This is a genomic window from Halomonas shantousis, from assembly GCF_054654615.1.
The window spans coordinates 1,453,671-1,474,869 of sequence record NZ_BAAIER010000002.1; the positions used below are offsets into that span (position 1 = coordinate 1,453,671).

Sequence of the window (21,199 nt, forward strand, 5' to 3'; positions counted from 1 at the left end):
AGTGAATGACCAGCTTACTGCCCCGGCGTGGACCGGGGCAATCGTCGTCTGGGCCAAGCCCGTTTCAGAACCGGCCTGTCACGATCAATATAGCGCGGGTGAGGCGAGTTCGCCGCGTAGCGAGTGGGGCAGAGCCTCGGTGATCTCGACATCGACGAAGTGACCGATCAGGTCGGTCGGGTTGGGAGCGCGAAAATTGACCACCCGGTTGTTTTCGGTGCGTCCGGAGAGCTGGCCGGGGTCCTTGGGGGCGAAGCCGGTCACCAGGATGCGCTCGACGTTGCCCACCATGCGTCGGCTGATCTGCATGACCTGCTGGTTGATACGCTCCTGAAGAATCGCCAGGCGCTGCTTCTTGACCGCTTCCGGCGTTTCGTCTTCGAGCTGCGCTGCCGGCGTGCCGGGACGTGCGGAGTAGACGAAACTGAACGAGGCGTCGAAGCCGATCCGCTGAATCAGGTCCATGGTGTCCATGAAGTCCTGTTCGGTTTCGCCGGGAAAGCCGATGATGAAGTCCGACGAGAAGCTGATATCGGGGCGTAGTGTGCGGATACGCTCCATCTTGGCGATGTATTCGTCACGGGTATGGCCGCGCTTCATGGCTGCCAGGATCCGGTCGGAACCGGACTGCACCGGCAAGTGCAGGTGGCTGACCAGTTCGGGTATCTCGCCGTAAGCCTCGATCAGGCTATCGGAGAACTCTACCGGATGTGAGGTGGTAAAGCGGATGCGGTCGATACCGTCGACGGCCGCCACGCAACTGATCAGCTCGGCGAGATCGATCTCGTCGCCCAACTGATTCAGGCCGCGGTAGGCATTGACGTTCTGTCCCAGCAGGTTGATTTCGCGCACGCCCTGGTCGGCGAGGTGGATAACCTCTTCCATGACCGCCTCGAAGGGGCGTGAAACCTCTTCGCCACGGGTATAGGGCACCACGCAGAACGTGCAGTACTTCGAGCAGCCCTCCATGATCGAGACGAACGCCGTGGCGCCATCCGAAGAGGGCTTGGGCAGATGGTCGAACTTTTCGATCTCGGGAAAGGTCACATCGACCACGGAGATCGGCTCGGCGCTGCGGTTGCGGGTGTCGAGCATGGCCGGGACGCGGTGCAGCGTCTGGGGGCCGAAGACCATGTCGACGTGCGGTGCCCGTTTGCGGATGTTGTCGCCTTCCTGGCTGGCCACACAGCCACCGACTCCGATGACCAGGCCCGGCTTGTTCTCCTTGAGCTTTTTCCAGCGGCCGAGCTGATGGAAGACCTTCTCCTGAGCCTTCTCGCGGATCGAGCAGGTGTTGAGCAGAATGACGTCGGCTTCGCGCTCGTCGTCGGTCAGTTCCATCTGGTGGGATTCGCCGAGCAGATCCGCCATGCGCGCAGAATCGTACTCGTTCATCTGGCAGCCGTGAGTCTTGATGAAGAGTTTTTTCGCCATACCGATAGCGTCGCGGCGCTTGAACGCCGGACATGTCCGTTGAGTGGGGTGAGTGTACGTCTATGCCCCGGGGATGTGCCCAGGCGGCGAACGGGATAAGGCCGACGATTATACGGGCGAGAGTCGTCGGGAACCAGCCCTATCAGAGGCCCGAAGCGCAAGGGCGAAAGGGGCTGTGGTATCCTTGCGGGCTACGCAGTGGTCGCGATCCGAAGATCGCGGCACACCGACACTTTCCATGACAAATTGAAGTCTCAGAGAGCGGGGCAACATGGCGTCGAAGCCAATCTATCGGGTAGTGTTTCACAATCAGGGAGAGGTCTGGGAGCTTTATGCCCGGGATATCTATCAGAGCGACCTATGGGGATTCATCGAAGTCGAGGCGTTCGTTTTCGACAAGGCGTCACGTGTGGTGGTCGATCCCTCGGTGGAGAAGCTGCGCCGTACCTTCGATGGCGTGAATCGAAGCTATATTCCGTTGAATGCCATCGTGCGTATCGATGAAGTCGAGCGTGAGGGAACGCCCAAGGCGGTCAAGATGGAGGGCAAGGTCGCGGAGTTTCCCCGTCCCATGTCCTGGCCCCCGCGCGATGACGGCTGAACCGTGATCGACACGTCGATGAAATGTATCCGAAGCAGGCAGTGCGGTTGCTAAAAGATTGTTTTTATTGCCTCGTTGCTGAAGCTACACGGTAGTCGGCGATTACGGGCCGGCTGGTTAAATTTTGCCCAATCTGTGTGGGGTGCAGATGTTTCGGTAGCATGCGCCGTGCAATTGGATATTTTTCCCAAGACTTATCCACAGAAAGTGTGGATGACGAAAGCGGGAGTTGCGAGTGGACAGGAAGTCCACCGCTGTCTCATCGTCGAAGACGTCAACGCTCCATGAGCCAAACATGAGTTTCGAAGAACACGACGATATGCGAAGAATCAAACACGTAATGATCGGTCTGGCGCTTGGAGCCCTGGCCCTGAATAGCAGCGCTCAGGCGCAGTCGACTCGCTGGGTAGCCGACGACCTAACCACGTTCGTGCGCAGCGGGCCGACCGATGAGTATCGGATCGTGGGGACGCTGACCAGTGGTGACAGGGTCGCACTGCTGGAAAGCAGTGGCGATTACAGTCGTGTCCGCGGCGAGGATGGCGAAGCCGTATGGGTGCTGACCCGCGATCTTCAGGAGACGCAGAGCGTACAGGAGCGATTGCCGGAACTGCAGTCCCGGGTGGAAACATTGAGCGCCGAGCTCGAAGGCATCAACGACGAGTGGGAGCGCCGTGTCAGCACCATGACCGATACGCTGGAGGTACGCCAGGAGCGTATTGCCGAGCTGGAGTCGCGCAATGTGGAACTCGATCGGCAGAGCACTCAGGCAGCGGAGACGATCCGCCGTCTGCAGGCGCGTCTGGATACTCAGGAGCAGGATCTGCTGATGCGCTATTTCATGTACGGCGGCGGCGTGGCCGGTGCAGGCCTGATTCTCGGCCTGATCGTTCCCCATCTGCCACGTCGACGCAAACGGCGTGATCGCTGGTTCTGAGCCGGTCTGGAGGGCGAGGTAACGTCATGGCTGGTGATCAATGGCTTGAGCGTTGGCGCGAAGGGCGTACCGGATTTCATCTCGATGCGCCGCATCCGGCGCTAGAACGGTACTGGGCGAGCCTGGGCGTGACCCGGGCGGGCAAGGTATTGGTGCCCTTGTGTGGAAAGAGTCTCGACATGCGCTGGCTGGCGGAACAGGGCCATCCCGTGCTCGGCATCGAGTTGTCCCGGATCGCTATCGAGCAGTTCCTCAGCGAGGGCCAAGGGGATGTGGCGCGTTACCGTCAAGGCTATTTCGACTGCTATCGCCAGGGGTATGTCGAGCTGTGGTGCGGTGACTTCTTTCATGTGCATATTGCGCAGGCGACGGAGCTCTCGGGTTTCTATGACCGGGCGGCACTCATCGCCCTGCCGCCCGCCACGCGTCACCGTTATGCCTTTCACCTCGCCCAGTTGTTGCCCCCGGGGGCGTGCGGATTGCTGATTGGTCTGACGCACTCAGGTGGTCCCGACCAAGGGCCGCCCTACTCGGTGAATGCCGAGGAGGTGCAACAGCTGTTCCTGCCCAACTTCGAGCTCGAATGTCTCGAAGTGGGCAGCCCGGATAGCAAGGGATATCGCGAAAGCATCTGGCGGATGAGACGCAGGGGGCTGCAGGAGACTTGAGCGATGCGCTGCATGGCCAAGCGATCTGGCGCTTCGTCCGGGCCGTCCCGGTCATGGAGGCCGGAATGGCCCGGATATTATGTGACGCTGATGCTAGAGGGGATCATTGCCACCAGAGATACCCGGGCTTGAGCGGATCAAGGGTGTTCGTGAAGTTATTGCCTTGTGTCTCGTGTCGCGATGCGAAAGCGCGTTCTTCCGAACCATGCTGACGCTGGCCGCTTTCGGCAGACCCTGTCGTACGATCGTGTCGCTGCGTAGTCGCCATGGCATGGCTCGCACCGTTGCTATCGTGGGCTCCATGAGCCGACTCACCGGGCTCATATTGCGTATTCAGCGTCTGATGAGCATGAGTTTCTCCCGGAGAGGCACCGCTGGCATTGGCTGCTAAAGGAAAGAGAACGGCTAGGGAAACGGCTGCGATAACGTGAGCAGGCAACAGGCTTTTCATTTTTCAACACTCCCGGTGTCATTGTCAGTTTACCGAATTTGTTAGCAAACTAACTATGAGCACAGTATGAGAGCTGCCAGGGCTTTATAGAAATTAATTGGATCTATCTGTTAGATTGAATTTAATTATTTTTGGATGGACGGCCTGATCGATGCGTCGCCAAGGTAGGCGAGAAATCATACGTCTGTCTGGATCGCAGGGAGATCTATGCGCACGTCAATCCGAGCGCGGTTCGTCTGGGGGATAAGATCGGTTGTGTACGATCTGGTCACGCTGACAGCCACCAGCTTCGACCGGTTACCTAAAGCTTTCGCAAATCACTGGATTGCATTGAAGGAGTGGAGCGGGCAACGAGATTCGAACTCGCGACCCTCAGCTTGGGAAGCTGATGCTCTACCAACTGAGCTATACCCGCCCGAAGTCATGATCATAATGAGTCCGATAAAGGCAGGCAAGCCCGTCAATGCAGCGATCTGAACGTCTGGATGCATGCAGGCAGATGAAAAATTTTTGATTAGAAGAGAACTTTTCGTATTTGTGCGGTCTGACTAGACAAGAGACATCCATCCAGCAGTCGCTGATGACCGTCTTGAGCTTCTGTTCTCGATCTTGACCGCCGCGCATCATGCGCGGCGGTTTTTTTATGTTCCCGTTATGTCCCGACGGACTCAGAATCGGCCGCGCATCGAGGCCAGCGCGCCCAGCACGTCGTGGCGGGTGACGATACCCATCAGGCGTTCGTTCTCGACGACCGGGTAGACCTTGGGTTTGTTGCCCAGCATTTCCTGAGCCAGATCGACGATGCTCTTGCGGGGCGTGACTGTCAGGACCTCATGGCGCATCAGTTCGCGCACCAGCGCGGGCTGACCGCAGTGATAGGCGCTGTCGAGCAGCTTGCCCAGCACGTCCTGTTCGGAGATGAAGCCAATCAGATGGTTGCGCTCGTCGACCACCGGCGCACCTGGCAGACGATGCAGGGCTAGCCCGGCCACCAGCGTGGCGACCGAAGTGGTGCCGGCCACGCAATAGCAGTCTCGAGACATGATTTCGCCGACGATGATCGGTGCCTTGGGAGTCGTCATGGTCATCTCCTCCTGCCAAGGACGATCGTGGCGGACGTCTTCCTGACGTACGATCAATCCCGGTCCGCGCTCCATGCAACGTTCCGAATTGCCGAGCCAACTGCACGTTGGCATCTCGCGCAGTGCCGTACGTCGCTTCTCTTCGACCATCGGGACGATAAACGGCCTGTCGCGCATTGCGGGTGTCGCTTCTTGACCTCAGCATAGTTCAGGCTGGCGGTGGTCATCCGCGGATCGCTGGACGCGACACCCAGCGGTGTCAGGTGACGCTCCGCTTCGCGAAGTAACGTGCCAGATCGTCGAAGCCGCCGATGTACTCCCCGTCGATCCACACCTGCGGCACGGTGGTGCGTCCTGTCATGGCTCGCAGTGTGCGGCTGGTCACGTCGCGCTGACCGATGAGGATCTCTTCGACGCTGTAATCGCCGCGATCGAGCATTTCCTTGGCGCGGGTGCAGTAGGGGCAGCCCGGCTTGGCGAGCAGGGTGGCGAAACTGGGACGTCCGGCTTCGGGATTGAGATAGTCGAGCAGAGTGTCGGCGTCCGAGACCTCGAACGGGTCACTGGATTGCTGCGGCTCGATGAACTGCTTTTCGATGATGCCGTTGCGCACCAGCATGGAGTAGCGCCAGGAGCGCTTGCCGAGGCCGAGATCGGACTTGTCGACCAGCATGCCCATGGCTTCGGTGAATTCGCCGTTACCGTCGGAGAGCAGGGTCAGGTTCCCGGCTTCCTGCTCCTGCCCCCAGGCTTCCATGACGAAGGGATCGTTGACGGACAGGCAGACGATCTCGTCGACCCCGCTGGTATAGAAACGGTCGGCGAGTTCGTCGTAACGGGGCAGGTGGGAGGACGAGCAGGTCGGGGTGTAGGCACCCGGCAGAGCGAATACCACCACGTTGCGCCCCTTGAATAGCGCCTCGCTGGTCACGTCGATCAGTTGTCCGTCACGGCGGATCTTGAACGTGGCCTGGGGAACTTGTTGCCCTTCGCGATTCTCCAATTTCATAACGATCCGGATACCTGAAAGTAAGCGGAGCAGTATGCCGAGAGCTGATTGGTTGATGAATTCGATTGCATATAATGCCTTGATAAATATTTTTGATGATTAATCGATTCCCCTTCTCGGCAGGAAAAGAGCGATAAGCCTATCTACACTGATGCGGTGACAGGGCTGCTTTCCTACAGTGATCGTCTGCCATCGCCAATACGAGGAAGCATGTTATGGATGCTCGTGAGTACATGGCCAGAAAGGGGCTTGATCCTGAAAGGGAAGAGGACAAGCCGTTGACACTGGAAGAGCAGGCTTGGGCCAGAGCCCTGGAATCGGCTTCGAAGCGTCCGCGTAGCGGTACGCCGCATGACTGGGAGGACTGGGAGCGTCATCATGACGCTCTGGCGACCGGGGCACGTGAGCTGCCGCAAAAAATCGATTCTCAGGCGCATGGTCACAAGAGTCGCCAAGGCACGGATGATGATGGTGATCACTCGCGAGAGAAGTGATCTTCGTCTCATGCCAGTGAGCCGAGTGAACGGATAAGCCGCCGATGCCCGGCCGAAAGGAAGAAGCAACCAGTGATTATCGCGCCCAGGCACATGCCTGGATGGATTTAAGGAAAGAAAGGAGATTCTGACATGGATATCGTTCGCATCATTCTCGCCATCCTGCTTCCGCCCGTAGGGGTGTTTCTGCAGGTGGGCTTAGGTCTGCAATTCTGGATCAACATCGTGCTGACCCTGCTGGGCTACATTCCCGGCATCATTCATGCGGTGTGGGTCATCGCCACGCGCTAATATCTTCACCTTTGCTTGCTTTCAGCCCCATTCCGGTGACCGGGATGGGGCTTGTCGTGTCCAGCCGTAGACATCATGCTCGAGTGTAGCGATAGAACAGGGTCTCGTTCTTGCGCGGGCCCTGGATCCGCCACTCGAGTCGAAACCCGTCTTCGGTGAAGTCAATCCGGGCCGAATATTCATCGGCTGCGCAGAGGTGGGCGTGTTCACTGCACAAGCCTTCGCCTAGCGGATCCGCCACCAGATCGAAAAGCCATACGGCATGGGCCGGTCCGCGTCGCTCGTGATAGAGGCCGATCCGCTCTTCCTGCATTTCCCAGCGGTAGACATTGCGAAAGGGGATGCCGCCAGGCGCCTTGCCTGGCGGCGCGGAGGTGACATGAAACTGGCCGCTTTCGTGGAAGCGGATCACGTTATCGGTCTGTTCCACTTCGACATCACCGATGCCTTCTCCGGACCAGGCGCACCGGGAGCCGGTCCCCGAGCGGGATTGAAACTGCAGGGTTCGAATACTGGGCAGACATTGTGCAAGGCGTATAATGGCAGTCAACTTTATTACCGTTTGAGGTTTACTGATGGGTTATCTGGTTGGCGTCACACTACTCTGGGCTTTTTCCTTCAGTCTTATCGGCGTCTATCTGTCCGGTCAGGTGGACAGTTATTTCGCCGTACTGACCCGGATCGCCCTGGCGACCGCCATCTTTCTGCCGTTTCTGCGCCTGCGCGCGGTGAGCGCCAGGATGATGCTGCAACTGATGGGAATCGGAGCCATACAGCTCGGACTGATGTACATCTTCTTCTATCAGTCGTTCTTGTTGCTGAGTGTGCCCGAGGTGCTGCTGTTCACCATCTTCACGCCGCTCTATATCACCCTGATCAATGACTTGATGGAGGGTCGCTTCTCGCCATTCTATCTGCTCACGGCGGCAATTGCCGTGCTGGGAGCCGCGGTGATCCGCTACCAGGGCGTCGATAGCGGCTACTGGTGGGGATTTCTGGTCGTTCAGGGCGCCAACATGTGTTTTGCGCTGGGTCAGGTGGCCTATCGTCAGCTGGTTGCGCGGGCGCGTCTCGAGATTCCTCAGCATCAGATCTTCGGTTGGTTCTTCCTGGGGGCGCTATGCCTGGCGTTAATCGCCTTTCTGTTGTTCGGGGATGCGACACGCCTCCCGACCCGCCCCGTACAATGGGGCATTCTCGGCTGGTTGGGGCTGGTCGCCTCCGGCCTGGGTTACTTTCTCTGGAATAAGGGCGCCTGCCGTGTCGACGCCGGGGCGCTGGCAATCATGAACAATGCCCTGATTCCCGCGGGCCTGTTGGTCAACCTGTTGATCTGGAACCGCGAGGCCGAACTGACGCGACTGGGGATCGGCGGAAGCATCATCCTCATATCGCTGTTGCTCAACGAGTGGTGGGCTCGGCGTCGCGAGCAGAGTCGTGCAAGGGCCTAAGGATTGTCGCACCCTGGCGGAGGTTTTCTGCCGCTGCGGAGACGACCTCCGCCTGCTCCGAGTCGGCTGCCAACTAGGGGCGAGGTGGCAGAGGCAGGCTCTCCGGCCAGGAGGGGCCGACCACAAAGAGCCGCAGCCAGTGATCGGGAGGAGAGTATAGAACCAGCTGACATGGCGCGTGCCAGCGAGCGAAGTGCCGGGCGAGACCGGCATCCAGTGCCTGACTGTCAAGCAACTGCTCGCGCCGTGGCGGGGCCAGCCAGTGGGGCTTGCCCAGCAGCGCGCCCTGGCGGAATTCCGCCAGGGCCGCGCGCAGAGTCGGCCACTGCTCCAGAGGAAGCCAGAGCCCTTGCAGGGCGTCGCAGGCGGCGGCTTCAGGGGCAGGCAGCGGTTGGCCCCAGCGCTGAAACAGCACGCCGGGCATGGCGAGCCGTTGGCGCAGTGGCGGAGCACTTCTGGGCAGGCCCGGCGCCTCGAGTGAAGCGAGGATGGCAGCGGCCTGCGGCCACTTGGCAAGCGGCAGCTGGTGGCTGAGGGTGCGTTGCGTTTTGATGGCGAGTGAATCGACGCCTCCCGGCCCTATCCAGCGGGCCGGGTGCGTCGGGCCTCCCGGTCCTTCGGGCAGCCCCAGGTAGAATTTCAGCGCCACCTCGAGATGCACCATGGCGGTGTCGGCGGTGCTGTAGAGCAGGTCGAGCTCCCCGAGCGTGCGGCCCGCCTCGCGTATCGCGACATTATGGGCCAGTAATTGCGTGTCGGGAGCCTGGGTCAGCAGAAACTGCCACAATCGTTCATGATAAAGACCCAAGCGCCCGCGCAGGCTGGCACTCACGTAGTGTTCGAGCTCCTGTGGGGCTTGCTGGAGAGCCTGTAGCCAGCGCATGCGCCGGTCCGGGTCTGCCAGCCCCAGTTCCTCGAGCGGCGGCCGGCCCGGATACACCGTGGCCAGCAGGTCGGGGGCGTGCAGCAGCCAGGCCAGATCACGCACCTGAGGATGGAAGAGGCGTTCGAGATCGGCAGTCAGGGCCGCCGGGCGGGCGGACATACGCATGATATCGGACATTCGGCGGGCCACGGATCAGGATTCTGGGAGTCTGAGCAATGCTCGGGCGGGATGCAACGATCGGCCGGCGCGCCGCCAGGCGAGGTTTGCCCGTGTTCCGCGCAGCCCGCATAATGGCAGGCCGCGACGCCGGAGGACATTCATGGAGCAGTTCAGGAACATCGGTCTGATTGGTCGGCTCGGCAGCGCCAGGGTAGTGGATACCCTTAAGCGGCTGATCCGCTTCCTCAATGATCGCGGGCTGAATGTGATCCTTGAGGAGCGCACGGCCACCGTGCTGCTCAATCATGGCCAGCAGGAGGCCAGCCGGCGCATGCTGGGGGAGATCTGCGATCTGGTCATCGTGGTGGGAGGGGACGGCAGCCTGCTGGGCGCTGCCCGCGCCCTGTGTCGTACCGGCACACCGGTGCTGGGCGTCAATCGCGGCCGGTTGGGGTTTCTCACCGACATTCTGCCGGACGACGTGGAGATGAAGGTCGGTGAGGTACTCAATGGAGAGTACGATAGCGAGGAGCGCTTTCTGCTGGACGCCGAGGTCTATCGGGACGGACGACTGGTCGGTACGGCGGACGGCCTCAACGATGTCGTCATTCATCCCGGCAAGGCCGCGCGCATGATCGAGTTCGAGCTGTTCATCGAGGAGCAGTTCGTCTACAGCCAGCGTTCCGACGGGCTGATCATCGCCACTCCGACCGGCTCCACGGCCTATGCGCTTTCCGGTGGCGGCCCCATCGTGCATCCCCGGCTCGAGGCCATCACCCTGGTGCCGATGTTCCCGCATACGCTGTCGAGCCGCCCGATCGTGGTCGATGCGGCCAGCGAGATCAAGATTCACATCGGCGAGACCAACCAGGCTTATCCTCATGTCAGTTGCGATGGGCAGACCCAGGTCGTCTCCAAGCCGGGAGACGTCCTCTACGTGCGCCGTAAGCCGCATCGCTTGAAGCTGATCCATCCACGAGGTCACAGCTACTTCGAAACCTGTCGTACCAAGCTCGGCTGGAGCAGCCGACTGGGCGAGTGAGAGGATAGACATGATCACGAACTCTCTCGAAGGTTACGACCTCATCGGGGACGTGCACGGCTGCGGCAGTACGCTCGCGGCCCTGTTGGAGAAGCTGGGCTACCATCAGCATGGTGGGGTCTACCGCCATCCCAGGCGCAAGGTCATCTTCCTGGGCGATCTCATCGATCGTGGGCCGCGTATTCGTCTGGCGCTGTCGATCGCCTGGCGCATGGTCGACTCCGGCGAGGCCTTCATCGTGATGGGCAACCATGAATACAATGCGCTGACCTATTGCCGGCAGGGGCCGCCGGGATCGGGACAGGAGTGGCTGCGCGACCACACGCCGCGTCACAATCGCGTCATCCGCGAGACGCTGGAGCAGTTTCGCGAACATCCCGATGAATGGGAGAAGTATCTCGACTGGTTCATGGACATCCCGCTGTGTCTGGAGCGTGACGGTCTGCGCGTGGTCCATGCCTGTTGGGACGCGCCGCTGGTCGAGGCGTTTCTGGCGCGTTTTCCGGATGGGCGCATGGACCAGGCGTTCCTTCTCGAGTCGGTGCACCAGGGCACGTTCGCCTACCGGGTGCTGGATCGTTTGACCCGGGGCGTGCACCTGCGCCTGCCTGAAGGCCTGGCGATTCAGTCGGGCGATGGCTTCACCCGACAGACCTTTCGGACCCACTTCTGGACCCGTACGCCCCAGACCTATGGTGACGTGATCTTCCAGCCCGACAATCTGCCGGGAAGCCTGGAAGATCGCGTGCTCAGCGATGAGGAAAAGGCCCGGCTGGCCTACTATGGTCCCGATGAGCCACCTCTGTTCGTAGGCCACTACTGGTGCGAAGGAATTCCTGCCCTGCCGGCGCCCAACATTGCCTGTCTGGACTACAGCGCGGTCAAGTATGGACGTCTGGTGGCGTATCGCTGGAATGGCGAAAGGCAGTTGAGCGCCGAACGTTTCGTGTGGATCAGGGTGCCGCGCAGCGAGCTGTCGCAGCCGCGCCCGTGGGAGATCGATGTGGATTGAGAATGTTGCGCCTGCCGGCCGGGCGGGCGGGCCTTCTCAACGCCTGGAGACATTCAGGAGAAATTTTTTTAAATTTTTTTGAATCGCGTGGAACTCGAGAGCGTCGCTGGCGTCATAGCAAGTGTTCCCTTGAATGATCCCTTGCTCATTGTCCGGCGGCTCTCTCCGCCGGACTTCTTTTTTTGTGTCCCGCATTCCGTCTCCCGCATTCCCTATTTTGCCCCAACAAGTGGTTCTGAGCGTTGGCCAGGGCCAGAACGGGCACGAGCCAGGAACAACAGCATGTACAAGGCGTTACAGCTACCTCGCGAGTCGGATACACGTGCCTTGCGCCAAGCGCTATGGGCACACCGCATTGGTCACCGCGTCACCGAGGAGGGCGACCTGCAGATCGTCTGGCTGGCCGATCCCGCCCAGCACGATGAAATGCTCGCTCTGCTGGAGCGCTGGCAGCGTGGCGAGCCGCTACCTGCCGCCGCAGCGCAAAAGAGAGCCCCACCGAGCGTGGTTCGCGGCGCCTTCATGCAGGCTCCGCTCACGGCGCTGTTGATCGCGGCATGCCTGGTCGTCTTTGGCCTGCTGGCCGCCTTCGGCGATGCGGTAGTACTGAAAATGACCATCGTGCCGGTCGTCGTTGCCGAGGATCAGTTATGGATCGGCAATCTGATGCACCATACCCTGGGCGGCGGAGAAGTCTGGCGCTTGCTGAGCCCGGCGTTGCTGCACTTCGGCTGGATGCATCTGATCTTCAATATGCTGTGGCTGTGGTATTTCGGAAGGCAGATCGAGGCGCTGCAGGGCAAGGGACGTCTGTTGCTGGTGGTGATCCTCGGCGCGTTGCTTTCCAATCTGGCACAGTACGCCACCGGCACGGTGCTGTTCGGCGGCATGTCCGGAGTCGATTATGCCTTGCTGGGCTATGTCTGGCTGATGTCGCGGCGCCTTCCCGAAAGCGGCTTCTTCGTTCCGCAGATGCTGGTAGTCTTCATGCTGATCTGGATGGTCTTCACCATGACCGATGTTGCCGGTGTCGTCGGTTTCGGCAACGTGGCGAACGAGGCCCATCTGGGAGGGCTGTTGGTGGGGCTGGCGCTGGGCTGGGTCGCCAGTCGCCGGCGTGCCTGACCTGCGCGGCCATGAGCGAAGTGCAGCCATGAACGAAGTGGTAGTGAAGGACGTAACAGATACCGCCTGGACATGAGCGGTACGAAACGAACGTGGAGAGAGCCCCATGGGTGAGATGACCTTCGACAGGATGGTAAGCCAGATGACGCCTGCCATCTACGAGAGCCTCAAGCAGGCGGTACAACTGCGTAAGTGGCCCGATGGACGCCGGTTGACACCTGAGCAGACCGAGCTTTGTCTGGAAGCGGTCATCAAGTACGAGGCCGAGCACAAGGTGCCGGAGGAGCAGCGCGTCGGCTACATCGGAACGGTCAATTGCAAGAGCGAGAATCCCCAGGATGGAGATGCCATCAAGTGGGTGAACTGATCGCGACGCAGGCGGCTTCGCCGGGGGCGGAGCAGCGCGGGGAGATCCGCGGGAGCTTGAGCAAGATGGGCATCGTGCCGGCTGGCGGGAACGCCCCGGTACGTTATGTGCTACGAGTCGGCGAGCATCGAGTGGATCTCAATGCGCGACTGGGCCAGCCGCTGCGCCTGACGCACACCGGGGCGATTCATTGCGCCCATTGTGGACGCAGGACGAAAAAGAGCTTCGGCCAGGGGCATTGCTACCCCTGCTTCAAGCAACTGGCACAGTGCGACACCTGCATCGTCAAACCCGAAACCTGCCATTTCTTCGCCGGTACCTGCCGGGATCCGGCCTGGGGGGAGCGTCACTGTTTTCAGCCGCATGTGGTGTACCTTGCCAATTCCTCGGGCCTCAAGGTCGGCATCACCCGCATGACGCAACTGCCCACGCGCTGGCTGGATCAGGGGGCGATTCAGGCGTTGCCGATCCTCGAAGTCGATACCCGTCAGCAGTCGGGGTTGGTCGAGATGCTGTTCAAGGAAGAGGTCGCCGATCGCACCAACTGGCGAGCCATGCTCAAGGGCGATGTCGCCCCGCTGGATCTGCGCGAGGCACGCGAGCGGCTAATGGCGCGTCTGGCCGGCGGTTTGGTCAGCCTGCGTGAGCGCTTCGGGAGCGATGCGCTGCGGACGCTGGATGCCGAGCCGGTGACCTTCGATTATCCGGTACTCGAGGCGCCAGAAAAGATCGTCTCCCACAACTTCGACAAGGTTGCCGATGTCTCGGGCATCCTGATGGGACTCAAGGGGCAATACCTGATTCTCGATACCGGCGTCATCAACTTGCGCAAGTTCACCGGTTACGACGTCACGTTGGCGTCGTGATCCGTTGGGGGCGCATGATTCGCTGCCTGAGCGACAGCGCCATGCTATGTTGAGGCGACCGACCATAACGATAAGGACTTCACGATGCGCAAGCTGCCCTGTCTGCTGTTGACGCTGGGGATCGCCACGGCCAGTGCCGCCACCCAGGCGCAGGAGAAGACGCTGGCGATCGGCACGTTGAGCTGGGCCGAGAACATTGCCGTCGCCAACATGTGGAAGCTGATTCTCGAGGACGAGGCCGACTATCGGGTCAAGCTGTCCAATGTAGGCAAGAGCCCGTTGTTCAGCGGAGTGGCCAATGGTGATTTCGATGTGTCGCTGGAAACCTGGCTGCCCACGACCGACGCGGCGTTTCTGGAGCCCTACGGCGAGCGCATCGCGGTACACGATGCCTGGTATGACGGAGCCGGGATGGGGCTGGTGGTGCCCGACTATGTCTCGATCGATACGATCCCCGAACTGGCCGAGCATGGCGACGAATTCCAGTACCAGGGACAACCGACCATTGTCGGCATCGATCCCGGCTCATCGATTTCCGGACTCACCGATGAGGCTATCGAGGCGTACGGACTGGACATGCAGCAGATCAGCAGCTCCGAAGCGGCGATGATGGCGGCCCTGGACGATGCCTACAAGCGCCAGGAGCCGATCGTCGTGACGCTGTGGAGTCCTCACTGGGCTTTTGCCGAATACGATCTCAAGTATCTCGAGGATCCGCAGAATCTCTATGGCGACAACGAAGCCATCCACTGGTTTTCCCGGCAGGGATTCAGTGAGGACGATCCCTGGCTGACTGCGGTATTGAACGCCTGGCAGATGGATGACGACTCGCTGGGCAGCCTGATGGCTTCCATCGAGACGGCAGGTGACCCCGAGGAGGGCGCGCAGGCCTGGATCGACGAACATCGGGCGCTGATCGATGACTGGCTGGCGGCCGGTGACGCCGCGAAGTAAACGTCGGTCGCTGACGAGAAACCCCGGTATCGCACCGGGGTTTCTCGTTCTCGCAGGCCCGCCTGTCGATCTATCGCGCCATCAGCCCGGCGAGTGGCGGCGGCGATCCTCCATGCGCTCCAGGAAGACCTCCATCACCTTCGAGTACAGGCGCGGCCCGAGTACCACGTCCTCGACGCCGGCATCCAGGTTGGGGTTGTCGTTGACCTCGATGACCACCACGCGTTCACCGATCTGCTTGAGGTCCACGCCGTAAAGCCCATCGCCGATCAGCCGGGTGGCCTTGAGGGCGGCCTTGACCACTGCCTTGGGAACCTCGGAGGGATCGTGAGTGGTAAACCCGCCGCTGCGGGTCTTGCCGCTGGAATGATCGTAGATCTGCCAGTGGCCACGCGCCATGTAGTAGCGGCTGGCAAACAGCACCTGCCCGTCCAGCACTCCAATACGCCAATCGAAATCGGTAGGCAGCCACTCCTGCAGCAGCAGCAGTGCCGAAGACTCGAACAGACGCTGCGCCTCCTGCTGCAACTGTTCGACGGAATTGATCTTGACCACCCCCTTGGAGAAGGCACCGTCGGGTACCTTGAGGACCAGCGGGTAGTTCAAATCGGCCGCCTTCTCTGCAAGGCGCTTGAGATCGTCGCGATAGAGCAACTGACCGCCCGGTGCCGGAATGCCCTTGGCATGCAGCAGGGCGTGCAGAAAGATCTTGTTGGTGCAGCGCAGGATCGAGCGTGGATCGTCGATGACCACCAAACCTTCGTGTTCAGCCCGCTTGGCCATGCGATAGGTGTGATGATCCAGCCGGGTCGTCTCACGGATGAACAGGGCATCGAACTCGGCCAGCCGTCCTTCGTCACGCTTGGTGATCAGTGAGACATCGATCCCCATTGTCCGCCCGGCACGGATGAAATGCTTCAGGGCGCTCCTGTTGCTCGGGGGCAGGGCCTCCTTGGGGTCGACCAGAATGGCCAGATCGAAGCGATAACGCTTGCGCGCCTTGGGCGTGCGCCAGACCTTGCGCGAATGACGGTTGAGCGCCGCTGCGAACAGGTCCTCCTCGGACGGGTGCAGCGCGGTGAGCCCCAAGGGTTTGAGCCGGGACAGACGCCATACGCCGTGGCGTTTGGAGAAGCGTGCTTCCAGCAAGGGGCAGGGCAGGCGTTCGAACAGGCGCCGCGCCAATTTGCCCAGGCCTTCATGGTTGCACTCGCCGAACAGGATGCGCAGGGTCAGGCTGTCGCCGGGCAGGACGCCACGCTTCTCCAGTTCGCTCATCAACGGTTCGAGAGACTCGAGCTGCAGATCCACCAAGGCCTTGCGCGACAACTGATTGAGCGTTTCTACCGTGGGCAGCACCCGCTGGCTGCGGGCCTGGGCCAAAAGTGATACGTAGTAACCCGTTTCAAGATAATCGAGCGCGCCGCAGAGGTTGATGATATGTGTCGTATCACCATTGTCTGCGGCATTTTCCAGAGCCAGGTATTCGGCGGCGGAAATCAGGTCATCGGAAGGGTAGTACGGGCGCCAGTCGGACGGACGGTCGACGACAATGCGCAGACGTGACATGGGCGAATTTTTCCTGTCATCAAAGGGCCCGAAACAGGCCGGAAAGGCATCTAGAATGAAGGTGGCAACGGCTGTGAACAATAGGGTCACAGCGTGAAATAATTTCATGTGGCGCGTCGATGACAACGCTGCCGAAGAAACCCAAAATCGCGCGCAAATCTATGGTTTCCCGAGAGCCTCATCATGTCCCGTACGCTTCGCCCCGCCAATGCCGCCGACCTCGACGCCCTGTGCCGGCTCGAAGATGAGAGCTTCGACGGCGACCGCTTCAGCCGTCGTCAGCTGGCGCATCTGCTGACACGGGCCAAGGCCTTCAATCTGCTGGCAGTGGACGAGAGCGGTCACCTGCTTGGCTATGGCACCCTGCTGTTTCGCCGCAATAGCCATATGGCGCGCCTGTATTCCTTCTGTGTCCATCCCGAGGCGCGCGGCGGCGGCCTGGGCCGGGCGTTGCTCGAATCGCTCGAAAGCGAGGCGCTGGCCCGGGGAGCCCAGCGCATCCAGCTCGAGGTGCGTGCCGACAACCGGGTGGCGATGGGGCTTTATCGGCGCATGGGGTATCTGCCGCTGCGCTGGCTGGATGATTATTATGCCGATGGTTGCGCTGCCTGGCAGATGGAGAAGCGTCTGGAGTCCGCACCGGCCCTGCGTGACGCGGGATAGACCAGTCAGCGAAGATGCATGGTCGGCGTGCTTGGGCTAGCATAGCGCTCTCGATTGCCATTCTGGAGCTGTCCCATGCCGTCTTTCGATATCGTCTCGGAACTCGATAAGCACGAAATCACCAACGCCGTGGATCAGGCCAATCGCGAACTGGCTACCCGCTTCGATTTTCGCGGTGTCACCGCCAGCTTCAGCGAGGAGGGGGATAGCGTGCAGATGGAGGCCGATGCCGACTTCCAGTTGCGGCAGATGATCGACATTCTCAAGGGGCGGCTGATTGCCCGCGGCATCGACGTGGCCTGCCTGGAAGAAAAGGACGCCGAGACCGGCGGTGTGCGGGCGCGCCAGCAGGTCCTGCTGCGTCAGGGCATCGAGCAGACGCTGGCCAAGAAGATCGTCAAGACGCTCAAGGACGCCAAGCTCAAGGTGCAGGCGCAGATCCAGGGCGACAAGGTGCGGGTCACCGGCAAGAAGCGCGACGACCTACAACAGGCCATTGCGCTGCTGAAAGGCGACGAGTCCATCGACATGCCATTGCAGTTCAACAACTTCCGCGACTGATGCCGCCCGCTGGCCGGGACTCGGCGGGAGTATGGTTCCGTTGATATTGCTGAATCGCTGTGTTCATGTCGTGGCGTGTAGCTACACTAGGGAACAGGCACTGGCCGGGCATGATAGTCTTTGTCTTGTCATGGAATAGGGACGGATCATTTCCCAACCGCCGCCCGCTGCGCTTGAATACCTGTGTGCCACCGGATCCTTGCCATGCCAGGCGTCCCGTCCGTGGATTCGGTGGCGCCTTCATGAACCCGAGGGAGCCGATTGCATGTTCCAGTTGCGAAATGCCATCTTCGTCACTCTGGCGGCCCTGAGCTTTACCCTCGGTGTGGTGGGGCTGTTTCTTCCCGTCATGCCTACTACCTGTTTCATGCTGCTGGCCGTGTGGCTGGCTTCCAAGGGATCTCCTCGCTTTGCCATGTGGATCCGTCAGCATCCCCGCTTCGGCCCCTCCATTCAGGCATGGGAATGCGAGCGTGCCATTCCCCGCCACGCCAAGACGCTTGCTGCCGTCATGCTGGGGGCGTCCATGCTGTTGCTGGCCTTCGTCATCGAGTCGTTATTGCTGCGGGTGGCTTTGATCGTTTCGCTGGCTCTGTTGACGGCCTGGATCGTCACGCGTCCCGAGCCCGGTGCAACCCAGTCGCCGCTTTCGCGGTCGTCCTCCCGTCGGTGAGGCTTGTGCCTGGCGCCTCCTGCGATCCTGAAGCACTCTCCAGTGGCTCGGCTACCCATCGCGGCGAACGTGATGGCCGTCGGATAACCTTTCGTCCCTTTGAGCCAGGTCCGTTCCCCGCCGTACAATGAGAAAGACTTACGAACAGGAGCGTTCCGCAATGTCAGAAACCACCGCGTCTGGTTTGGCCACATCCGAGCCGACTGCCGCTGAGCCGCAGGCGATTCATCTCGAGGATTATCTACCGCCGGCCTACCGGGTCACCCATACCGAGCTCAAGTTCGATCTTGACGCCTCCGCCACGCATGTCACCGCCCGGCTGCATCTGGAGCGCCATCCGCAGCGTCAGTCGGCAGAGGCGGGCGATCTGCCGCTGGTCCTGGAGGGCGAGCACCTGACACTCGAGCGTGTCGCCATCGATGGTCAGGAACTGCAGGAAGGCGAATACAGCGTCGACGAGCATCACTTGACGATCCATCAGGTGCCGGAGCGTTTCCTGCTCGATACCCAGGTGAAAATCGATCCTTCCGCCAACACGGCACTGGAGGGGCTGTATCTCTCCAATGGCATGTTCTGCACGCAGTGCGAAGCCGAGGGCTTCCGGCGCATCACTTATTATCCCGATCGTCCGGATGTGATGGCGACGTTCTCCACTACGGTAATCGGCGACCGCGAGCAGCTGCCCGTGCTGCTCTCCAACGGTAATCCGGTGGAGCGTGGCGAACTGCCGAACGGCAAGCACTTCGTGACCTGGGAGGACCCCTATCCCAAGCCGTGTTACCTGTTCGCGTTGGTCGCCGGCAAGCTCGAGAAGGTGGAGGATCACTTCACCACCATGAGCGGGCGCGATGTGCTGCTGCAACTGTGGGTCGAGCCGGAGAACCTCGACAAGACCGAGCACGCCATGCGTTCGCTCAAGGCCTCGATGAAATGGGACGAAGAAACCTACGGCCGCGAATACGACCTCGACCGCTTCATGATCGTGGCCGTCAATGATTTCAACATGGGCGCGATGGAGAACAAGGGGCTCAACATCTTCAACAGCGCCGCCGTGCTGACCCATCCGCAGACCGCCACCGATGCCGCCTTCCAACGCGTCGAGGGCGTGGTGGCGCATGAGTATTTCCACAACTGGTCGGGCAACCGCGTGACCTGCCGCGACTGGTTCCAGCTCTCGCTCAAGGAGGGTTTCACCGTCTTCCGCGATCAGAGCTTCTCCGCCGACATGAACTCGGCGCCGGTCAAGCGCATCGAGGATGTCTCCTTCCTGCGCACTGCACAGTTCGCCGAAGATGCCGGGCCCACCGCGCACCCGGTGCGCCCGGACCATTACATCGAAATCTCCAACTTCTATACGCTGACCATCTACGAGAAGGGCTCCGAGATCGTGCGCATGCTGCGCAATCTGCTGGGCTGGGAAACCTTCCGCAAAGGCTCCGATCTCTATTTCGAGCGCTTCGACGGCCAGGCGGTGACCATCGAGGATTTCGTCGGCTGCATGGAGGAGGTTTCGAACCTCGATCTCGACCAGTTCATGCGCTGGTATTCCCAGGCCGGCACGCCGGAGATCGACGCCCACGGCGAGTATGACTACGCCAATGGCGAATACCACCTGCGCCTCTCCCAACGCACCCCGGTGACCCCCGGACAGCCGCACAAGCGGCCCCTGCATATTCCGGTGCGTATCGGCCTGGTGGGAACCAAGTCCGGGCGTGATCTCGCGCTGACCCTGGATGGCCCCGATGGCAAGGAGAGTCTGGGCACCGAGACTGTGCTCGACCTCTGCGCCGAAGAGCAGAGTTACGTATTCACCGATGTCGCCGAGGCGCCGGTGCCGTCACTGCTGCGCGGTTTTTCGGCGCCGGTCAAGCTGCGCTTCCCGTACTCACGCGAGGAGCTCTCCTTCCTGCTGCAGAATGACTCGGACGGCTTCAATCGCTGGGATGCCGGTCAGCGCCTGGCGATGCTGGCGCTGGACGACCTGATCGCCGCGCACCGCAACGGCGTGGAAAAGGTCATGGACAGCCGTGTGGTGGAGGCCTTCCGGGCGCTGTTGACCGCACCGGTGGAGGATAAGGCGGTATTGGCGGAGATGCTTACGTTACCCTCCGAGGCCTATATCGCCGAGCAGCAGCCGGTCGTCGACGTGGATGCGATTCACGCGGCGCGCGATTTCGTCAAGCAGTCGCTGGCATTGGCGTTGCGCGACGAGTTCCTGGCGGTCTACCAGGCCAACCGGAGCGATGAACCCTACGAACCTTCGGCGGAGCAGATCGCCAGACGCAGCCTCAAGAACGTGGCGCTCGCCTATCTGATGAGCGTCGAGGACGAGGAGGGCGTGAAGCTGGCCGAGGAGCAGTTCGAGGCGGGGCACAACATGACCGATGTGCGTGCCGCGCTGACGTTGCTGGCGCACAGTTCGCGCGATGGGCTTGCCGGCCCCGCGCTCAAGCGCTTCGGTGAGAAATGGGCGCATGATCCGCTGGTCATGGATCAATGGTTCACCATTCAGGTCACCCGCCCGCAGGAGGACGTGCTGGAACGGGTCAAATATCTGATGGCGCATCCGGCATTCTCGCTGAAGAATCCCAACAAGGTGCGGGCGTTGATCGGCGCCTTTGCGCAGAACCGGGTCAACTTCCACCGTCTGGATGGCCAGGGATATCAGTTGCTGGCGGATGTAGTGATCGAGCTCAACCGGCTCAATCCGGAAATCGCGGCGCGGATCGTTACGCCCCTGACACGTTGGCAACGCTTTGACGAGAAGCGCCAGGCGCTGATGAAACGTCAGCTCGAGCGCATCCGTGACGAAAAGCTCTCGCCGAATGTCTATGAAGTGGTGGAAAAGGCGTTGGCGGTATAGCGACGGGCTTTCTGCCGCTTGGCATTACGACGACAGGCCGC

The 21,199-nt window shown here is 60.9% G+C and carries 23 protein-coding genes and 1 tRNA gene; 16 read left to right on the top strand and 8 right to left on the bottom strand.

The features are described 5' to 3' along the window. Window positions 1-84: 84 nt before the first annotated feature. Window positions 85-1,434, bottom strand: coding sequence for a tRNA (N6-isopentenyl adenosine(37)-C2)-methylthiotransferase MiaB (gene miaB, locus ACYQ12_RS07170; protein WP_459869514.1), 1,350 nt, complete (start codon window positions 1,432-1,434; stop codon window positions 85-87). Between the two features lie 271 nt (window positions 1,435-1,705). Here miaB and ACYQ12_RS07175 point away from each other — a divergent pair, with 271 nt between their 5' ends. The 3 genes from ACYQ12_RS07175 (at window position 1,706) to ACYQ12_RS07185 (ending at window position 3,640) form a co-directional block, all read left to right on the top strand. Then, window positions 1,706-2,035 carry a DUF1820 family protein gene (locus ACYQ12_RS07175; RefSeq protein ID WP_459869516.1) on the top strand — a complete coding sequence of 110 codons (330 nt, stop codon included), beginning with the start codon at window positions 1,706-1,708 and terminating at the stop codon, window positions 2,033-2,035. A 295-nt stretch (window positions 2,036-2,330) separates the two neighbouring features. Beyond that, window positions 2,331-2,972, top strand: coding sequence for a TIGR04211 family SH3 domain-containing protein (locus tag ACYQ12_RS07180; protein WP_459869518.1), 642 nt, complete (start codon window positions 2,331-2,333; stop codon window positions 2,970-2,972). Between the two features lie 26 nt (window positions 2,973-2,998). After that, window positions 2,999-3,640, top strand: coding sequence for a thiopurine S-methyltransferase (locus ACYQ12_RS07185; protein ID WP_459869520.1), 642 nt, complete (start codon window positions 2,999-3,001; stop codon window positions 3,638-3,640). A 103-nt stretch (window positions 3,641-3,743) separates the two neighbouring features. On the opposite strand, the gene ACYQ12_RS07190 is transcribed toward ACYQ12_RS07185, so the two are convergent. From ACYQ12_RS07190 to ACYQ12_RS07205, 4 genes are all read right to left on the bottom strand, one after another. After that, the gene (locus ACYQ12_RS07190; RefSeq protein ID WP_459869522.1) at window positions 3,744-4,091 is read right to left on the bottom strand and encodes a hypothetical protein; all 348 of its coding nucleotides are present in this window, start codon (window positions 4,089-4,091) and stop codon (window positions 3,744-3,746) included. 339 nt (window positions 4,092-4,430) lie between these two features. Next, window positions 4,431-4,506: transfer RNA gene (locus tag ACYQ12_RS07195), tRNA-Gly, on the bottom strand. Window positions 4,507-4,759: 253 nt separating this feature from the next. Beyond that, a complete protein-coding gene (locus tag ACYQ12_RS07200) occupies window positions 4,760-5,173 on the bottom strand; it encodes a CBS domain-containing protein (RefSeq protein WP_459874478.1) in 414 nt (137 codons plus the stop codon). Window positions 5,174-5,432: 259 nt separating this feature from the next. After that, window positions 5,433-6,182: a glutathione peroxidase gene (locus tag ACYQ12_RS07205; protein ID WP_459869524.1), complete on the bottom strand. Its 750-nt coding sequence runs from the start codon at window positions 6,180-6,182 to the stop codon at window positions 5,433-5,435. Between the two features lie 215 nt (window positions 6,183-6,397). Between ACYQ12_RS07205 and ACYQ12_RS07210 the strand changes: the two genes are divergently transcribed. Both ACYQ12_RS07210 and ACYQ12_RS07215 read left to right on the top strand, forming a co-directional pair. Next, window positions 6,398-6,676, top strand: a complete 279-nt coding sequence (locus ACYQ12_RS07210) for a hypothetical protein (protein WP_459869527.1) — start codon at window positions 6,398-6,400, stop codon at window positions 6,674-6,676. 132 nt (window positions 6,677-6,808) lie between these two features. Then, window positions 6,809-6,967 carry a YqaE/Pmp3 family membrane protein gene (locus ACYQ12_RS07215; RefSeq protein WP_459869530.1) on the top strand — a complete coding sequence of 53 codons (159 nt, stop codon included), beginning with the start codon at window positions 6,809-6,811 and terminating at the stop codon, window positions 6,965-6,967. A gap of 73 nt (window positions 6,968-7,040) precedes the next feature. Here the strand turns inward: ACYQ12_RS07215 and ACYQ12_RS07220 are convergent, their stop codons facing one another. Next, window positions 7,041-7,517 carry a DUF6314 family protein gene (locus tag ACYQ12_RS07220; protein ID WP_459869533.1) on the bottom strand — a complete coding sequence of 159 codons (477 nt, stop codon included), beginning with the start codon at window positions 7,515-7,517 and terminating at the stop codon, window positions 7,041-7,043. 25 nt (window positions 7,518-7,542) lie between these two features. Here ACYQ12_RS07220 and ACYQ12_RS07225 point away from each other — a divergent pair, with 25 nt between their 5' ends. Then, a complete protein-coding gene (locus ACYQ12_RS07225) occupies window positions 7,543-8,418 on the top strand; it encodes a carboxylate/amino acid/amine transporter (protein WP_459869536.1) in 876 nt (291 codons plus the stop codon). A gap of 73 nt (window positions 8,419-8,491) precedes the next feature. Here the strand turns inward: ACYQ12_RS07225 and ACYQ12_RS07230 are convergent, their stop codons facing one another. Then, window positions 8,492-9,469 (bottom strand): DUF1853 family protein, encoded by a 978-nt coding sequence (locus tag ACYQ12_RS07230; RefSeq protein ID WP_459869539.1) that lies wholly within the window; start codon window positions 9,467-9,469, stop codon window positions 8,492-8,494. 154 nt (window positions 9,470-9,623) lie between these two features. On the opposite strand from ACYQ12_RS07230, the gene ACYQ12_RS07235 reads away from it, so the two are divergent. The 6 genes from ACYQ12_RS07235 to ACYQ12_RS07260 all read left to right on the top strand — a co-directional run bounded on the left by ACYQ12_RS07235 (window position 9,624) and on the right by ACYQ12_RS07260 (window position 14,829). Next, window positions 9,624-10,505, top strand: a complete 882-nt coding sequence (locus ACYQ12_RS07235; protein WP_459869541.1) for an NAD(+) kinase — start codon at window positions 9,624-9,626, stop codon at window positions 10,503-10,505. A 10-nt stretch (window positions 10,506-10,515) separates the two neighbouring features. Further along, window positions 10,516-11,517 carry a metallophosphoesterase gene (locus ACYQ12_RS07240; protein ID WP_459869544.1) on the top strand — a complete coding sequence of 334 codons (1,002 nt, stop codon included), beginning with the start codon at window positions 10,516-10,518 and terminating at the stop codon, window positions 11,515-11,517. 282 nt (window positions 11,518-11,799) lie between these two features. Continuing rightward, complete coding sequence (locus tag ACYQ12_RS07245; RefSeq protein WP_459869547.1) at window positions 11,800-12,642, top strand: rhomboid family intramembrane serine protease; 843 nt, start codon at window positions 11,800-11,802, stop codon at window positions 12,640-12,642. 106 nt (window positions 12,643-12,748) lie between these two features. Continuing rightward, window positions 12,749-13,009 carry a YeaC family protein gene (locus tag ACYQ12_RS07250; RefSeq protein WP_459869550.1) on the top strand — a complete coding sequence of 87 codons (261 nt, stop codon included), beginning with the start codon at window positions 12,749-12,751 and terminating at the stop codon, window positions 13,007-13,009. A gap of 65 nt (window positions 13,010-13,074) precedes the next feature. Then, window positions 13,075-13,875, top strand: a complete 801-nt coding sequence (locus ACYQ12_RS07255) for a DUF2797 domain-containing protein (RefSeq protein ID WP_459874479.1) — start codon at window positions 13,075-13,077, stop codon at window positions 13,873-13,875. Window positions 13,876-13,959: 84 nt separating this feature from the next. Continuing rightward, a complete protein-coding gene (locus ACYQ12_RS07260; RefSeq protein ID WP_459869553.1) occupies window positions 13,960-14,829 on the top strand; it encodes a glycine betaine ABC transporter substrate-binding protein in 870 nt (289 codons plus the stop codon). A gap of 81 nt (window positions 14,830-14,910) precedes the next feature. Here the strand turns inward: ACYQ12_RS07260 and ACYQ12_RS07265 are convergent, their stop codons facing one another. Then, complete coding sequence (locus ACYQ12_RS07265; RefSeq protein ID WP_459869556.1) at window positions 14,911-16,398, bottom strand: RimK family ATP-grasp domain-containing protein; 1,488 nt, start codon at window positions 16,396-16,398, stop codon at window positions 14,911-14,913. Window positions 16,399-16,581: 183 nt separating this feature from the next. On the opposite strand from ACYQ12_RS07265, the gene ACYQ12_RS07270 reads away from it, so the two are divergent. The 4 genes from ACYQ12_RS07270 (at window position 16,582) to pepN (ending at window position 21,158) form a co-directional block, all read left to right on the top strand. Further along, window positions 16,582-17,061 carry a GNAT family N-acetyltransferase gene (locus ACYQ12_RS07270; RefSeq protein WP_459869558.1) on the top strand — a complete coding sequence of 160 codons (480 nt, stop codon included), beginning with the start codon at window positions 16,582-16,584 and terminating at the stop codon, window positions 17,059-17,061. A 75-nt stretch (window positions 17,062-17,136) separates the two neighbouring features. Next, window positions 17,137-17,622 (top strand): YajQ family cyclic di-GMP-binding protein, encoded by a 486-nt coding sequence (locus ACYQ12_RS07275; protein WP_459869561.1) that lies wholly within the window; start codon window positions 17,137-17,139, stop codon window positions 17,620-17,622. Between the two features lie 265 nt (window positions 17,623-17,887). Then, window positions 17,888-18,295 carry a YbaN family protein gene (locus tag ACYQ12_RS07280; RefSeq protein WP_459869563.1) on the top strand — a complete coding sequence of 136 codons (408 nt, stop codon included), beginning with the start codon at window positions 17,888-17,890 and terminating at the stop codon, window positions 18,293-18,295. Window positions 18,296-18,455: 160 nt separating this feature from the next. Further along, on the top strand, window positions 18,456-21,158 hold the full coding sequence (gene pepN / locus ACYQ12_RS07285; protein ID WP_459869566.1) for an aminopeptidase N: 2,703 nt from the start codon (window positions 18,456-18,458) through the stop codon (window positions 21,156-21,158). Window positions 21,159-21,199: the final 41 nt, after the last annotated feature.